This window comes from Halodesulfovibrio sp. MK-HDV (genome assembly GCF_009914765.1).
Lineage (GTDB): Bacteria > Desulfobacterota > Desulfovibrionia > Desulfovibrionales > Desulfovibrionaceae > Halodesulfovibrio.
In genome coordinates this window covers 87,749-104,649 of sequence record NZ_WYDS01000015.1, presented here as the reverse complement: position 1 = coordinate 104,649, position 16,901 = coordinate 87,749, and the positions used below count along the sequence as shown (strand labels likewise).

The following is a 16,901-nucleotide window of genomic DNA, read 5'->3' as shown; positions in this document are numbered from 1 at the left end:
TTATATGCTGAGCTTTCTGCCCGGCTTACCATTGATCCAAAGACCAAAGATGATGCGTGCGCAGAAGATAGCTGTGAACATGGAAGCCAAGATACCGAGGCTAAGCGTTACCGCAAAACCACGAATTGGGCCTGTGCCGAACTGGTAGAGAATGATTGCCGCAAGCAATGTAGTTACGTTTGCGTCAAAAATTGTCAGAGTCGCACTGGAGAAACCTTCATCGACTGCTTTGAACGGAGTAAGACCGCGTCGAAGTTCTTCGCGGATACGTTCAAAGATAATTACGTTAGCATCAACAGCCATACCAAGAGTAAGGATGATACCAGCGATACCAGGCAATGTAAGGGTTGCACCGAATGCAGCAAGACCAGCAACGATGAACACGATGTTCATAAGGAGAACAACGTTAGCGATAACACCGCTGAAGCCGTAGTAGATCATCATAAAGATCATTACGAGCGCGCCACCAATAAGTGTCGCAGTAATGCCCTGATCGATAGATTCCTGACCAAGGGAAGGTCCTACGGAACGTTCTTCAAGAATTTTAACCGGTGCAGGTAAGGAACCGGCGCGGAGTACGATAGCGAGATCGTGTGCTTCTTCAGTAGTAAAGCTACCGGAAATAGAAGCGCGGCCACCGCGAATTTTTTCCTGAATTACTGGTGCGGAATAAACTTTGCCATCAAGTACGATAGCCATACGTTTTTTTACGTTCTCGCCAGTAAGCTCTTCAAAACGACGTGAACCGCTGCTATTGAAAGTAATAGCAACATATGGCTTGTTGAACTTGTCGTACGCAACGCGCGCATCAGAGATGGTGTCACCTGTGAGTGCTGCGTTTTTGTTCAGAACAATAACAGACTCAGAATAAGTTCCGTCAGGATTGCGATGCATCTGCTGCATAGCTTCTGTCCCCGGAGGAACAATGCCTTTAGCAGCTTTTGCAGGGTCTACCCCTTCACGAACCATTTTAAATTCGAGGTGCGCGGTTTTACCGATAATCTTAATTGCACGCTCGGTATCAGTAAGACCAGGGAGCTGTACCTGAATACGGTAGTCCTGCTGCTTACGGATATCCGGCTCGGCAACGCCGAACTGGTCAACACGGTTACGGATAGTTTTTACAGCCTGATCCAAAGTAAGATCAGCCACGTATTTTCTGTATTCCGGTGTGTAGGTCAGTGTGTAACGAACTTTTTTGTTATCAAGAACGGTAGATTCCGCATCTAAACGGTTGAAGCTTTTTTCAAGCAAAGCATCAAGAGCTTCTTTCTGTGAAGACTTAAGAAGTACAAACTCAAGCTTTTCGCCCTGCACAAGACGCGGCTGTAAAATGAAAATTTTATCTTCGCGTGCTACTGTGCGAATATCCTGCCCCATAAGGGAAAGATTAGTGGAAAGCGCCTTATCAACATCTACACCGAGAACAAGGTGGATACCACCCTGCAGGTCAAGGCCAAGGCTGACCTTTTCTTCAGGTAAGAACTTTTTGATTGGGGATGTTCCGATCGCTGGAATGCTTGGTAGAGCGTATACTACGCCAACTACGAGCACAAAAATCGCGACCAGTAATCTCCATCGCAACCCCTCTCTCATTATAACTCCTTGATACTATTCAAACAGCAAAACCCGATACGAAACCGATCGGGACAACAACAGCGTTGTGCTGAACAAGCAGGAAACTGAATAAGTCCAGTTTCCTGCTCAACAAATTATTTCTTTTTACCGTCTTTTGCTTTTTTATCAGCAGCAGGAGTAGAAGATTTAAGACCGGAGATGTACTGGCGACCTACGTTAACGGTAGTTTCACCAAGATCAACAGAAATAACGTCTTCTTTGATTCCTACGATGGTGCCGATAAGACCACCACCAGTTACAACAGTCTGGCCTTTCTGGAGATTATCCAACAGAGCTTTGTGCTCTTTCGCTCTTTTCTGCTGAGGACGGATAAGAAGAAAGTAAAAAATAACAAACATTAAAGCGAGTGGTACGAAGGCCGCAATCGGGTTGCCTTCCTGACCTGTCTGGCCACCGCCTAATGCGCCCATAGCCCAAGCTGCTTCTGGAAAGAACATAAGAACTCCTTAACGGTTATCAAAAAATCGTAACGTCGCAGCAAAAATATTCTCTGAGTTTTCCATTAAATCAAATGATTATCGAAATACTATCAGAAAATAATGCGACTGGTAATCATTAAAGCCAAACTGGCTTTGTTTTTTACTCGTAATAACAAAAAGCTATAAACCTGAATCGAGTACCTTTTCGTCAAAAAACATGCAAGTTTTTTAACTGCCGGTGTTTCTAACAGAAATAAAAGAACATGCATTTGCAATGCATGCCACCTTTAATTTACGCCCTTTTCTACAACGCCATTGTTACAACTCTGTTTCAACAGTTTTTGTACAGCATACCCAAATATAACATTCTGTCTTTACATGACTATAGATTGCACACTACCACTTAACCGCTACAATTTCGTAACAACAAAAATATGCCCTGTAAAATATTCACATGCCACACCCTCTCGTTACGCTTGAAAGTTTTAAAATTTTCGGCTTTCTAGAAGAGTGCTTACATTCATGTGCAGTAACTGAAAAAGAGTTGCATCATCATACAGCTAACAACCTTCTATCAAAAAAGAAAAGCCCCCATGCTAACAATGGGGGCTTTTTATTCATCAAAAAATTCTCGGGCAATTAACATTCAAAAATCGTGGGAGCGTGACCGAAGCAACTAAAACTACAAAGTAGCTGTTTCCCCTGCCTTTTCATCTTCTAACAGTTCCTTCTTTTTCATTTCCGTGTCCCTTTTAAGCTTAGCCAGCCACTCTAAATAGGCTTTCTGGTCAACAAAGGGATGCGGTTGCCCGTTCGGACGTTTTGAAAGTGAAGGTCCAACCTTAATAAGGTCATTAGCTGTCATCGGATGCCCAATCACACCCACAGTAACGTTGTCATCTTTAACAATACCTATGACACGGTTCACTGTGGCAATAAATTCGTCAAAACCCTCTGGTTTTCTAGAATAAACACCTACGCCACCAAGCATGAAAGCAGTATATTCTTTCCCGCGATCCTTCACCGTAAACTCTAATGACAAAGCACCTTTTGAATGGCCGGGAGTTTCGTAAAATTTAATAGTCTTATCACCAAGAGTAAGTACGTCCCCATCAGACACGTAACGACTTACCGTTGGAGCCGTTATCGGAAAATCTTTCTGATTTCGATCTAGCTTTGTTTTCCTATGCGCGGCATCAGTCATTATGACTTTTGCGCCGTACTTATTATGGTAGCATGCAGCCCCTCCCACGTGCGCAAAGTGTCCGTGAGTTACAATCACATACTTTATGTCTTTAGGTGAGAAGCCTAGTTTTTTTATGTTGCTCTGACCGACCTGAACATAGGGGTCGTGCAACGTGTCTATCAGAATCAATCCATCGCCGGTATCCAACAGATACGCCCCTACCCATGCAAGTCCCACATAATACAGATCATCAAAGTATGCGAACGGCTCAATAATTTGTTTCTCTTTATCGTAGATAATCTCGGCAGGGTCGCCAGCCAGCTTGGAATAGGTAGTCAACTTTTCACAGGGGTTAACCAGAGTATTCTCTTTGTATCGTATTGCAGCCAGCGCCACCACGGCGACCATCGCTGCACAGAAGACTGTTACCCCCATAAACTTTACGCCCTTCATGCCAATACTCCTCTGCTTATCGGTTACGAGAGAAAGTATATCCCGTGTTCCGCAGCTTTGAAATATTGAGTCTAAAGTTATCACAATGGGAATAAGAACAACTAAGCAAAACCAAACTAGCCACTATAAGACCTTATCACTTATCACTACAAAAAATAATATTTTACAGCATGTTAAACTTAGAAAAACCTTCTCCCAACAGCACCCTAAATTGTGTATGAAAACAACTTTTGCGATATTCGAGAAAGGTATACAAGCCCTCTCTTTTAGAAAGGAACAAGGTAGTGATAATGATGGCAGCAGCTACTAAATTTTTATCCTTACACAACAGAAAAGCCCCCATGCCAATCATGGGGGCCATCCGTTTTGGTCGTTTATCAGTCAAGCTTAGGAGAAGTCCTCAGTTTGAAAGAAACTATCTAGCCGTTGCTTGCTAGGAATGTTCAGAAAAAATTTCTGACACCCTAGTTTGTTCCCACGTACATGTTGCCGTATGGACGGTGGGAGAACGGCGTTACTTTTTTAAACTCGCCCTGCATCACTTCTTCCACATCCTTATCGAATGCTTCAGCCCAGTCTGAGACATGGGAACGGATGAAAGCGATATCTTCTTCGTTAATTGGTTCGAGCTGTAAACCAGGTCCAAGCTGGTAATCAGGAACGTCACCACGGATGTAAATAATACCCGCGTGCATTCCGGTACCAAGGCTTCTACCAGTGATAGGTGCTGCTTCGTCCATGGTTGAATCCATACCGAGGAGGATAATTGCTCCACCCGCCATGTACTCACCAAGGAAGTCACCAGCTTTACCGCCAGCTACGATTACAGGCTGTTTTTCCATGTAAGACTTCATATGAATGCCTACACGGTAACCAACATCCTGCCTGATAAGGATACGACCGCCACGCATTGCGTAGCCGAGAACATCGCCAGCCATACCGTTGATCTGGATTTCTCCATCATCCATAGTATTGCCTACGCCGTCCTGTGCGTTGCCTTCTACGCGCATAGTTGCGCCGCGCATAAACATCGCAAGGTCCTGTCCTGGAACACCGTGAATCAGGAAGTGAACGGGGCCTTCAATAGAGTTACCAATGTATCGCTGACCGCGAATATTTTCTAACTCAATCTCTGTTACACCGTCACGCACAGCTTCACGAATTTGCTCGTTCAATTGGCGGTAGTACACGCCTTCAGCGTTGATAGTACATTTTTTAGCCATGCCTAGTCCTCCAGTTTCACAATCACCGGCTCGCCGGCTTTTGGTGCCCATACTCTGTCGAGATCTCGACAAACTTCACGGATGGAGCTCTCTTCACTGGACATGAATACCATATCGTCCTTTTCACCGATGACAAGCGGACGAAGCTTAACGCGGTCGTTAAGTCCCATCATGCCGTTTTTGTCGGTTACGAGGATAGCAAACGGGCCGTTGAGCATTGCCGGGCCGTAGACCATACGCAGCGCTTCATACGCTTCACGTTCATCTTTCGGCATACGCTCAATTTCATCCCAGAAAGGCGGTGCAAAAACTTTACATGCCATTTCATGAGAAAGACCGTGCTTACGGATAAGAAGGTCGAGCAAGTATGCTACAACTTCGGTATCCGTCATCATGTTACATTCATAATCGTGCTGACACAGGTAGCGTCTGTTAATACCGTAAGAGGAAATCTCTCCGTTATGAACAATCGCCCAGTCCAGCAGGGTAAACGGATGTGCGCCGCCCCACCAGCCCGGAGTGTTAGTCGGGAAACGGTTATGACCAGTCCACATATGGCCGCTGTATTCTTCTAATTTGAAGAACTCTGCGATGTCTTCTGGAAAACCAACACCCTTGAACGCTCCCATGTCTTTACCACTGGAGAATACAAAAGCACCCGGCACTCTGTTGTTAATGTGCATGACGATGTTTACTACGTAATCATCTTCACCAACATCCTGCCACTTCGGACGTTCTGCCTTTGGAGAAAGGAAGAAGCGCCACATAAGCGGGGATTCTGTAATGGCTAACACCTTACGGGTTGGAATCGGCTCAGAAATCTTAATATCAAAGTACTGTTTGATAATCTCTTCAGCGCGGTCAAGGCCTGCCTGATCATCACACATCAGGTGGAAGGCATACAAATCTGCATGCTCAGGATAAATACCATATGCAGCAAAACCACCACCAAGACCGTTACCGCGATCGTGCATTGTTGCCATTGCATCGATCGGCATAGTACCAGGTATCAGTTTTTTCTTCTTATCAATTACCCCGAAGACACCACAACCTGAGATGTCTTTATCAAAATGCCAAAAATCTTTGGGAGCTTTCATATCTATCTCCAAAGCCCTCTACTCAGCAGCAGGGGTCCACTTTGTATCAAATTCTTCTTCCGGCCAGAGCAGTGCAGATGGTTGACCTGCGATAAGCTCGTCTTTCACGTCTGGAGTAATATCCAAACCGAAGCGAACAAAACCGGTGTACAACCCTGCAAAATCGACCTCTCCCACAAGCACATAGCCAATCAGCTTTTCATCACGGAAAATCAGCTTACGATATGATCCGTTTTCTTCGTCAAGTTCGGTAAAGACTTCGCAACCCTCGTCTTCTGCCGGATTAACATGACCAAGAGAGGCTGTTGGCAGCCCGTAGAAAGAAATTGCGTTCATTGGTAAGCCGCCAGGATGCGGAGATGCGTCCTCGCTCGCCATATTAAGGCCAGCGTGGTAGCCCTGACTGAATGCGTTAGGCCAGATTGGTGTAACTCTGGCTTCCTGAGCAATCATATCAGGTGCTTCAGCAACGTCACCTGCGGCGTATACGCCATCTGCGCTGGAACACATATTGTCATCAACTTTGATGCCTCTGTTCACAGCAATTCCGGCATCCTTAGCAAGGGTAAGGCTTGGCACAACACCAATGGCAACAACAACGGCTTCACAAGCCAGTTTCTGACCATTGGCAAGACGTACGCCAATAACTTCGCCCTGCTCTGTACGCAGAATTTCTTCCACAGTAGTACCGCAACGAATAGCGATACCTTTTTCTTCGAGCCTTTGAGCTACAAGGCCACCGGCTACATCATCGAACGCTGCGGAAAGCACGCGGCTTCCAAGTTCAACAATAGCAGTGGAAAGACCGTTGTAACGCAGTGCTTCTGCGGCCTTAAGACCGATAAGCCCACCACCGATAACGACAACTCTGTGGATTCTTTTAGAAAGTTCCAACAGCATGTGTGCGTGGTTCAGCGTAGTAAAGTTATATACTCCGCTGCCTTCTATGCCTTTAAGTGGAGGCATAAAAGGTACACCGCCTGTTGCCAGTAAGAGCTGTTTGTATTCAATCTGCTCTCCGGCTTCAGTGGTAATGGTCTTAGCTGCTTTATCAATGGCAGCCACACGGGTGTCTAGCTTAACTTCAACGTTGTTCTTTACGTAGAATTCATCAGGTCGAAGATTTACTCTTTCAAGACTGATTTTTCCTGCAAGAAAATATGAAATCAGCGGACGTCCATATGTAGGAGTATCTTCTTCACTTATAACAAGGATCGGAGTTGTTTTATCAACTTTACGAATCCCCTCGATAGCTCCGACAGACGCGACACCGTTTCCAACTATGACATACGACATGGACGAGCTCCTGCTATCAGCGAGATTCGAAAACCAGTGCGCCGTTAGGACAGGCTTCCACACATGCTGGCATGTCGCGGCCTTCACACAAGTCACATTTAATAATCTTACCCTTAGTAACATTGCGGCGAACCGCGCCGTAAGGGCATGCCATCAGACATGACCAGCAACCAACACACTGTTCTTCATCATAACAAGTGCGGCCTGTTTCCTGATCTTTGTATAACGCGCCGGAAATACAGGCGGATACACAAGATGGGCTGTCACAATGACGACAACTGAGAGCTACAGAGATCTGACCCTTGTCGTATACTGCCTTACATGGCTGTAAACCTGTCACCGTTTCTTCATTAGCGGCGATAACAACATCCTGACTAGCGGAATGTGCTGTTAAGCAGGCAACTTCACAAATATGGCAGCCAATACAGACATCTTTATTTGGATAAACTCTACGCATATCTACTACCGTCCTGCGTGTTTAACGCCGAGAATGTCCAGCTCAACTTCGTTAAGACCAAGACCACGCAGCTTATCGCGGTTACCACGCAAGCTTTCAATGGAGTTGAGTCCCATACCGCCGAGCATTTCCTGAATCTCGTGTCCCCATGCGCGGATGAGGTTCGCAAGACGCTTAGCAGCAACTTCTGGATTCTGACGTTTTTTAAGACGCGCTTCGTTGGTAGCAATACCCCAAGGGCATTTACCAGTGTAGCAACGTCCGCAAAGAGTACAGCCAACAGAAACCAAGGCAGCGGTACCGATGTATACTGCATCCGCGCCCAGAGCGATTGCTTTAATAGCATCCGCAGAGCAACGTACGCCACCAGCAACAACCAACGATGCGTGGTTACGAATACCTTCGTCACGCAGACGGTTGTCTACAGCAGCAAGAGCAAGTTCCATCGGAATACCTACGTTATCACGGATCATGGTAGGAGCAGCACCTGTACCACCTCTGAATCCGTCAATAACAACAATATCTGCACCTGCGCGTACAATACCGGAAGCGATCGCCGGAGCATTATGTACAGCCGCAATTTTTACAGAAACTGGAACCTTATATTCTGTTGCTTCTTTAATTGCGTAGATAAGCTGAAGCAAATCTTCAATAGAATAAATATCATGGTGAGGCGCAGGAGAAATAGCATCTGAGCCGACCGGACACATACGGGTTTTGGAAACCTCTTCGTCGATCTTTTCACCTGGCAGGTGGCCGCCGATACCCGGCTTAGCACCCTGACCAATTTTAATTTCTACGGCACTACCTGCGTTCAAGTAATCTTTATGAACACCGAATCGACCTGATGCTACCTGTACAATGGTATTTTCGCCGTATTTGTACAAATCAGGGTGCAAGCCACCCTCACCAGTGTTGTAAGCAATACCAAGCTCAGTAGCAGCCATAGCCATCGCCTTATGCAGGTTCAAGTTAATTGAACCAAAAGACATAGCGGAGAACATGAGCGGGTAGTTAAGCTTAAGCTGTGGGCCGATCTTAGTAGTAAGTTTCGGTCCGTCAGGTGTATCCTCAAAGCTCACTTTGTCTGGCTTAGAGCCAAGGTACGTGGTGAGTTCCATTGGCTCGCGAAGCGGGTCAATAGACGGGTTAGTTACCTGACTTGCGTCAAGCTGGAGATTATCCCAGTAGATTGGCTTATCACATGGTGAACCCATGCCGGAAAGCAAAATACCACCGGTATCGCCCTGCTTGTACACGTGCTTCATATATGTAGGAGTCCAAAGAGCGTTGTCTCTGAAGTCTGCCGGGTTTTTCTTAATAGTAAGACAACCGGTAGGACAGAATGCTTCACAACGGTGACAACCTACACATTTAGTATGATCATGGCTCACGCACTGACGAGCATCATCCCAGTAATGGGCTTCATACGAGCACTGACGCACACAAACTTCGCAATTGATACAGCGTTCGTTTTCACGAACGATAACAAAGTCGCTAAAATTCTGACTGATAGGCTTAAACAGCAAAGTAATATCTCCTCGTGACACAAAGCGCCCGCGCGCGTCATACGCATTTTTTTCTGAGCTAAATCTGAAACCGGTCAGTTACCACTAGCTGGCAACTGCCATGGATTATATTTACCGAAAAATGGTCAAATTTGTCAAGATTGTAATATTTAGTTTTTAGATTCTTCTAAAAATACATATTTAGTTGAACAAATACGAGTAGTTATTTAGCATTTATACAAAATTGTTATTATTTTAAATACACTCTGTTTTTACAATTTTGTATAAATACCCCTTTTCACGAATCCTTGCACTAATTCGATCACCCTCGCAGAGGTCTCCACATGGGTCGTAATCACGTGATGTCCTGTAACTTTTTCCTCAATGCGCAATAATTTGACCGTAATTTCCTTCGAAGCGACTTTTTTTGCGATTAAAAAAATATTTTCGAGAGGGACACTCTTGTCTGTAGGGGCTTGAATCGCTAAAACTGGGGCACTGATAGCATCCACCTCACCGCGCACTTTCTTTACCCCTTTCATAAGCTCATGTAATTGCTGCATACTTACAAATTCGTCATATCCTACCCACGGGGCTATTCGTAAGTGCTCAGCGTCGCGCCTCTTCAAAGGAAAAACTGGCTTAATGTGCTTAATTATAGGCGTAAAAGGCATACGCCAATCTTTCATCTGCCACGGAAAGAGCGAATACAAAAACAGTGGTGCCGCCAACGAGACCACCCCTGCGACCGGATATTTAGACGCCAAGTGTAACGCAAGCGTGCCGCCCATGGAAAGACCTATTACGAAAACTACATCTACTTGCGCCGCCAGTGCCTCATACTCTTTATGTGCTGCCCATTCCCAATCACCCCAGCCCGTCGTTTGAAAATCTTCAAACGTCGTTCCGTGACCAGGTAACATTATATTACGAACAACATACCCCTCCGATTCCAACGGCGCGACCAGTGGCTCCATCTCAAAGGGACTCCCTGTCCAGCCGTGGATAAGCAAGCAGCCTACTTTCATATTTTGTCCTTATACTTATTTGTTTTTTTTGTTTGCCTCCGGCGGCCAAAGAACCTTTCTGGAGAAAGGCTTCTCTGGACTCTCCAAAGACTTTTATTAACGAGGTACACTTACTGTTTAATACGTTGGAGAGCTTAATCAAAGCTACAAATCATGGATAATCAGTCTATTTTCAGCAAGGTAGTGGCGCATAAGCCGCGAGGCAATCACACAGGGTAGTAGACCTCACAAATAAAAGTTTTTGGAAGGGGGTCTGGGGGAGAACCTTGTTTCAACAAGGTTTCACCCAGCCGTCGGAGACACCCCCCGCAGGGTCGCCGAAGGCTCGTCGAGGGCATCTCCAATAAATCACTGCGCACTCCACGGGTTGTTTAAGCTCCAACAATACACTACAGTGTCGCACTCACAACGTAGGATGATAATGAGGAGTTTTCGAATGCAGTCATGTGACACTTTACTATTTGCAGAGATCATCGTCACTCAGGACGAGTCACGTTCCATCATATATAACGGTGGCGTAGCTATTTCTGAAGGCAACATTATGTGCATAGACACGGCAGCTGCCGTGCGTTCACAGTACACTTCAGAAAATGTTATGGAGCTTGGCAACTCCCTGCTTATGCCGGGGCTTATTAACAGCCACACTCATGCCGCTATGACACTGCTTCGAGGCGCTGCTGACGACCTGCCGCTTATGGATTGGCTCAACAACCATATCTTCCCTGTAGAACAGAATTTGACTGCAGAAAAGGTCGAGCTTGGCGCTTTGCTGGCATGCGCGGAGATGACTCGTTACGGCACCACATCCTTCTGTGATATGTATCTGATTGAAGATGCAACATATAAAGCTGTAGATCAATCTGGATTACGCGTTTTAGGCGGCGAGGGACTGTTCATGTTCCCGTCTCCGGCATATCCAGACTTTGATGCAGGCATAAAGCTTGTTCGTGAGTTGGAAGCAAAATGGAACAAACACCCACGCATCCGTCAGGCTGTGATGCCACATGCGGTATACACAACCACTCCCGAAATTCTGACGACCTGCCGCGAAGTTGCTGAAGAGCTGGACATCCCTATCCATATCCACTTAGCGGAAACACCTGCCGAGACTAAGGCATGCGTTGAAAGCTTTGGCAAACGCCCTGTTGAGTATGCTCACAGCTTAGGTTTGCTGAGTGGACGCACCACGGTCGCCCATGCAGTTGATGTTACAGACGACGAAATTTCTTTGCTTGCTGAGACAGGCACTAATGTTGCGCATAACCCTGAAAGCAACATGAAGCTTGCTTCAGGCATGGCGCCAGTTGAAAAAATGCTCGCTAAAGGCGTGAATGTAACTTTGGGAACTGACGGCGCTGCTTCAAACAACGCGCTGAACATGTTTACCGAAATGGCATCTTGCGCATTTTTGCATAAAGTCCAGCTTCTTGATCCGACTGCGGCAAGTGCTCAGACTGTGCTCGATATGGCGACATGCAACGGTGCACGCACCATGGGACAGAGCGACATTGGCTCTCTTGCTGTAGGTAACCAAGCGGATATCATTGCAATTGATCTCACACAGCCTAATCTGCTGCCGATGCATAACCCTGTGTCACAGCTCGTTTATTCAACGACTGGAGCAGAGGTTCACATGTCCATGGTGGCGGGTGAAGTACTGTATCGAGACGGCAAATATTTAAAAATTGACTACCCTGCCCTGATTGATGCTGCGAAAGATGTTGCTAAATGGGTACAAAAGAAGATACAGAAACGCAGCTAGCAGAGTGAAACAAATCCGCGCATTGTAGCGTAACTTCGAAAAATGCAAAATTTTACAGATAACTAAGCATGAAGTTGGTCTCGGTATCCGTACTTTTAGGTGACCTCGAGAACGACTACTGTCCGTTAAATGAGTTTTTTTTCTCGCGCCGCACACTGCGCAAAGTCGTTTCAATCTGGGCAACAAAAAGCTTAGTAATAAGTTATAAGGGTAACTCCTTATGACCTTGTCAAAATACACTGACCATATGTTTTTAGTTGACTTTTCGTCAAAAAAATATAATTGGACATCGCTTCAAAGATAATATGCGCGCGTAGCCCGCGCGACCTCAGGAGGAAATTAATATGAGTGCTAAAGCTACTGTAAGCTTCGCCGATGCTAAAATGACTGAAGAAGGCATGCTCTTTAACGGGTTTACTTGCCAGCCAGTGGTCGAACAGTGTCAGGGCTGCGATCGTACTGGTGAATTCGAAGGCCAGACATACTGTACAAGCTACCCAACCCCAACTACCAAATGGGCTCTTGGCGCTTGTAACTTTGCTACCCACATCAAAGCTACTGTTGATAAAGCTGGTAAAGTTAAAATCAACCCACTTAAGGCTTCCAAACGTGCCGCTCGCGGTCGTTAAGCTGCTATATTTTGGTTAGAGAGGGGGAAGGTTGGATTACAACCTTCCCTTTTTCTTTTTCAGGAAGAAAGAATTCAGCGCAGGTAAGTCTCCATTGATGCGTTGCTTCTAAAAATTCCAACTCCTATGTAGCCTGCTACACTCCGAGCTGAATTTTTTCACGCTTCGCCTCCCCTCAGTCATCACATTCAAAACCTGATGACAACATACTACATTGTGCTCAGTCCTCTCTTCCTGAACATTGTATTGTCAGGCATATTGCTAAATTAAACACCCCGATCCCTGACGGAGAACTCCCATGAGCGAACAAATTCTTGAATTTCTTGATGACCAGCATGATCTCGTAATTGAATTGCAAAAAGAGATGACCGCACGTCCTGCACTTTGCCCAACCAGTGGCGGACAGGGCGAAAAAGACAAAGCAGATTACCTGCTCAGCTGGCTTAAAGAAAACAACATTACAGATGTCGAAGAAATGCGCGCTCCGGATTCCCGCGTTAATTGCGGCTACCGCCCTACTCTTATCGCTCGCATTCCGGGTAAATCTGAAAAAACTCTCTGGATCATCGGCCACACAGACGTTGTACCGACCGGCGACCATGACCTATGGGAAAGCGATCCTTGGACTCTGCGCGTAGACGGTGACTACATTTACGGTCGCGGCGTAGAAGATAACCAGCAGGCTATCGTTTCCGGCCTTCTCGTTGCAAAAGGTCTTGTAGACAAAAACATTACCCCAGAATACACCCTCGGGCTCATCCTTACTGCTGATGAAGAAACCGGCAGCAAGTTCGGTCTCGAATACGTTGTAAAAGAGAACCCTGAACTCTTCAAAAAAGACGACCTCATCCTCGTTCCAGACATCGGTGATGCTGAAGGAACAATGATCGAAGTTGCTGAAAAGTCCATCCTCTGGCAAAAAATTTCTGTAATCGGTAAGCAGTGCCACGGTTCTACACCGTCCGACGGCATCAACTCCCTCGAAGCTGCTTCCGCTTTCATTCTCAAAGTTAAAAAACTGCACGGAATCTTCGATCGCGTAGACAACCTCTTTGATCCACCAATTTCCACCTTCACACCGACCAAAAAAGAAGCAAACGTACCGAACATCAATACTGTTCCGGGTCTCGATGTCTTCTACGTTGATTGCCGCATCCTCCCGGGGTACGAGCTCAACGAAATCCGCAGTGAAATGAAAAAACTTGGTGACGAAGTTGTAGCTGAATACGGCGTAAAAATTCGCTACGACGAAGATCAGGCAAACCAGTCCACAGCGCAGACTCCTGTTGATAGTGAAGTCGTAACTATGCTCGACCGCGCAATCAAGAAAGTCTACAATGTCACTCCGCAACCAAAAGGTGTTGGCGGCGGTACTGTGGCGGCGCATCTGCGCGACGAAGGGCTCCCAGTAGCTTGCTGGAGCAAGCTCATTCCTAACGCGCACGTGCCGAACGAAAAAAGCCGTATCTCTTGCAACATCGGTGATGCCAAAGTTATCGCCACCATGCTGTTTGATACAACCAAATAAGTAAGTTTTATATTGCCTCTGGCAGATCTGTGACGTTTAAGATTTGCCTCCGGCGGCTGGGGAAAACCTTTCTGTAGAAAGGTTCTTCCCCAGACCCCTTTCCAAAGACTTTTAACTGCGAGACACACCTGTTTTTAATGACACCTCGCGGCTTACGCACCACTACCTTGGTGACAACAAGCCGAATGTCCATGACTGGTAGCTCTTATCAAGCTCTCCAGCATAGTAAACAACAGATGCGCCTCGCTAATAGAAGTTTTTGGAGATTTTTAAGAACCTTGTTTCAACAAGGTTCTTAAAGTCCCGCTGACAAGCGCCGTCGGAGACACAGTTCTAAATTACAGCCCTGTCAGAGGCAAACGTAGATAAATAACGAAGAAAGAAATTATGATAAAAACACCCCCTCCAGCTATTTTTGATGTCATTGTAGTAGGCGCAGGTCACGCAGGTGCCGAGGCCGCCATGGCGGCGAGCAACCTTGGCTTGACCACGTTATTGCTGACGATCAACTTGGATCACATCGGCGCATTGTCGTGCAACCCAGCCATTGGCGGCCTTGCTAAAGGTCACATGGTTCGCGAGATCGATGCTCTTGGCGGCATGATGGGGGTCTGGGCAGACCAGTCCGGTATCCAGTTCCGTACACTGAACACAAGTAAAGGGCCTGCCGTACACGCAACCCGCGCACAGATTGACCGCGACGAATATATGCGTGTTGTTAAGCGTGACGTTTTCGCACAGGATAACTTGTGGATCTGGCAGGACACTGCACATTCTTTGCTGACTGAAGACGGACGCTGTACTGGTGTTCTCACACAGTTGGGTCAGGAATTTACGGCTAAAACTGTTATCATCACCACCGGCACGTTTATGCGCGGCCTTATCCATGTCGGCATGAATAACTTCTCCGGCGGACGCCTTGGCGATCCGGCTAGCAGCGGCTTGTCTGAATCCCTAAAAAGCATAGGTATGGAGCTTGGTCGTTTAAAGACTGGTACTGTTCCACGTATCCTTAAAGATAGTATCGATTTCTCCGTGATGGATGAGCAGCCAGGTGACAACCCGCCACCTCCGTTCAGCTTCCGTACAAAAGAAATCCCTCTTCCGCAGCTGCCTTGTTACCAGACTTGGACAAACGAAGAGACACATGAAATTATCAAAACTGGTTTCGACCGTTCCCCGCTGTTTACGGGCGTAATTGACGGAACCGGCGCACGCTACTGCCCTTCTATTGAAGATAAGATTGCGCGCTTCCCTGATAAAATCAGACACCAAATTTTTGTAGAGCCTGAAGGACTGAACAGTCCTGAGTGCTACCCTAACGGTATTTCCACAAGCCTGCCTCTGGATATTCAGAAGGCAATGCTGAAGACCATTCCAGGTTTGGAAAATGCTCAGATCATTCGTCCGGGCTACGCTATTGAATATGATTACGCGAACCCGACTCAGCTGCGCCCTACTTTGGAAACCAAAGTTTTGCCGGGTCTGTACCTTGCAGGTCAGGTCAACGGCACTTCCGGTTACGAAGAAGCTGCCGCACAGGGTCTGTGGGCTGCGCTTAACGCATTCACCTCACTTACCGGACGCGATCCATTTATTCTGGGACGCGATCAGGCATACATCGGCGTTCTCATCGATGACCTTGTTACCAAGGGCACAAAAGAGCCATACCGCATGTTCACTTCCCGTGCAGAACATCGTTTGCTGCTAAGAGAAAGCAACGCCGACATGCGCCTTACTGATATCGGACGCAAGATTGGTCTGGTAAAAGATGAGCAGTGGGTAATGTTCGACGCAAAACGCGCTGCACTTTCCACCATGCTGGAAGAGCTGGACAAACGCCGCATCAAACCTGATGCTGGAGTTCGCGCCATTTTTGACGAGCTCGGTGAAGCGCACCCTGTTAAAAGCCTTACTCTTGCGGAAGTACTGCGTCGTCCGGCACTGACGATTGATGACTTAAAGCCATTCTGGGCTGAAATTGTAGACTTCCCTGAAGACGCAAAAAAAGAAGCACAGGTTGTTGTTAAGTACGCAGGCTACCTGAAACGCCAAAACGAACTTGTGCTGCGATTTAGCCGCATGGAGAATGTTCCTCTTCCTCAGGATCTCGACTACACCGAGGTTGCAGGACTCACCCGTGAGGTTGAGGAAAAACTTGCAGCCGTGCAGCCGCTTAACTTAGGTCAGGCATCACGTATTTCAGGTGTTACCCCGGCAGCAATTTCCTGTCTGGAAGTCCACTTGAAAAAGCTTGGCAAAATTTAATACATCAATAAAAAAAACAGCCACCATTCTCGGTGGCTGTTTTTTTTGATCTTTTTTTAGAGAACACTACGAGGGCGCAACATTATACTATCGCCTCAAAGCTCAAGTTCATTTTTGGTGCTATTTTTGCAAAATAAAGTTTATTTCACAAAGCTGTAAACAGCATTCAGGTAAGGCCTTACTGCCAATTTTGCGATATACAACAAACCTGTTCACATTATTATAGTTTCAGTATATTTTTCCGAAACCTGTCTCAGCATAATTTTGCATTTAACAGTACAAAAAGCAGAGTATTACGTTGCCCTATCTCTCATTCAGCGCCTCTACAAGTAATAACTTCTTTACCCAGATCGGGAATAACTTTTCTGCTTCGTCTTTTCGAACAGAAACGGCTCTTTACACTGTTTAT

13 protein-coding genes are annotated in these 16,901 nt (G+C 46.4%); 4 read left to right on the top strand and 9 right to left on the bottom strand.

Going from position 1 to position 16,901, the window contains the following annotated elements:
* The 9 genes from secD to MKHDV_RS12555 all read right to left on the bottom strand — a co-directional run bounded on the left by secD (window position 1) and on the right by MKHDV_RS12555 (window position 10,305).
* Entirely contained in the window at window positions 1-1,596 is a 1,596-nt protein-coding gene (gene secD, locus MKHDV_RS12595) for a protein translocase subunit SecD (RefSeq protein WP_160715814.1), read from the bottom strand.
* A 116-nt stretch (window positions 1,597-1,712) separates the two neighbouring features.
* Window positions 1,713-2,075, bottom strand: coding sequence for a preprotein translocase subunit YajC (gene yajC, locus MKHDV_RS12590; RefSeq protein ID WP_160715812.1), 363 nt, complete (start codon window positions 2,073-2,075; stop codon window positions 1,713-1,715).
* Window positions 2,076-2,739: 664 nt separating this feature from the next.
* Window positions 2,740-3,696: an MBL fold metallo-hydrolase gene (locus MKHDV_RS12585; protein WP_160715810.1), complete on the bottom strand. Its 957-nt coding sequence runs from the start codon at window positions 3,694-3,696 to the stop codon at window positions 2,740-2,742.
* Window positions 3,697-4,160: 464 nt separating this feature from the next.
* On the bottom strand, window positions 4,161-4,919 hold the full coding sequence (locus MKHDV_RS12580; RefSeq protein WP_160715808.1) for a hypothetical protein: 759 nt from the start codon (window positions 4,917-4,919) through the stop codon (window positions 4,161-4,163).
* A gap of 2 nt (window positions 4,920-4,921) precedes the next feature.
* Window positions 4,922-6,016, bottom strand: coding sequence for a glutamine amidotransferase family protein (locus tag MKHDV_RS12575; RefSeq protein WP_160715806.1), 1,095 nt, complete (start codon window positions 6,014-6,016; stop codon window positions 4,922-4,924).
* An 18-nt stretch (window positions 6,017-6,034) separates the two neighbouring features.
* Window positions 6,035-7,312 carry an NAD(P)/FAD-dependent oxidoreductase gene (locus MKHDV_RS12570; RefSeq protein WP_160715804.1) on the bottom strand — a complete coding sequence of 426 codons (1,278 nt, stop codon included), beginning with the start codon at window positions 7,310-7,312 and terminating at the stop codon, window positions 6,035-6,037.
* Window positions 7,313-7,328: 16 nt separating this feature from the next.
* The gene (locus tag MKHDV_RS12565; RefSeq protein WP_160715802.1) at window positions 7,329-7,769 is read right to left on the bottom strand and encodes a 4Fe-4S dicluster domain-containing protein; all 441 of its coding nucleotides are present in this window, start codon (window positions 7,767-7,769) and stop codon (window positions 7,329-7,331) included.
* Between the two features lie 5 nt (window positions 7,770-7,774).
* A complete protein-coding gene (locus MKHDV_RS12560) occupies window positions 7,775-9,298 on the bottom strand; it encodes a glutamate synthase-related protein (RefSeq protein WP_160715800.1) in 1,524 nt (507 codons plus the stop codon).
* Between the two features lie 251 nt (window positions 9,299-9,549).
* Window positions 9,550-10,305, bottom strand: coding sequence for a carboxylesterase (locus tag MKHDV_RS12555; protein WP_160715798.1), 756 nt, complete (start codon window positions 10,303-10,305; stop codon window positions 9,550-9,552).
* A gap of 436 nt (window positions 10,306-10,741) precedes the next feature.
* Between MKHDV_RS12555 and MKHDV_RS12550 the strand changes: the two genes are divergently transcribed.
* From MKHDV_RS12550 to mnmG, 4 genes are all read left to right on the top strand, one after another.
* Complete coding sequence (locus tag MKHDV_RS12550) at window positions 10,742-12,067, top strand: amidohydrolase (protein WP_160715796.1); 1,326 nt, start codon at window positions 10,742-10,744, stop codon at window positions 12,065-12,067.
* A 344-nt stretch (window positions 12,068-12,411) separates the two neighbouring features.
* Window positions 12,412-12,696 carry a PxxKW family cysteine-rich protein gene (locus MKHDV_RS12545; protein WP_160715794.1) on the top strand — a complete coding sequence of 95 codons (285 nt, stop codon included), beginning with the start codon at window positions 12,412-12,414 and terminating at the stop codon, window positions 12,694-12,696.
* 298 nt (window positions 12,697-12,994) lie between these two features.
* On the top strand, window positions 12,995-14,224 hold the full coding sequence (locus tag MKHDV_RS12540) for a M20 family metallo-hydrolase (RefSeq protein ID WP_160715792.1): 1,230 nt from the start codon (window positions 12,995-12,997) through the stop codon (window positions 14,222-14,224).
* 387 nt (window positions 14,225-14,611) lie between these two features.
* The gene (mnmG, locus tag MKHDV_RS12535; protein WP_160715790.1) at window positions 14,612-16,492 is read left to right on the top strand and encodes a tRNA uridine-5-carboxymethylaminomethyl(34) synthesis enzyme MnmG; all 1,881 of its coding nucleotides are present in this window, start codon (window positions 14,612-14,614) and stop codon (window positions 16,490-16,492) included.
* Window positions 16,493-16,901: the final 409 nt, after the last annotated feature.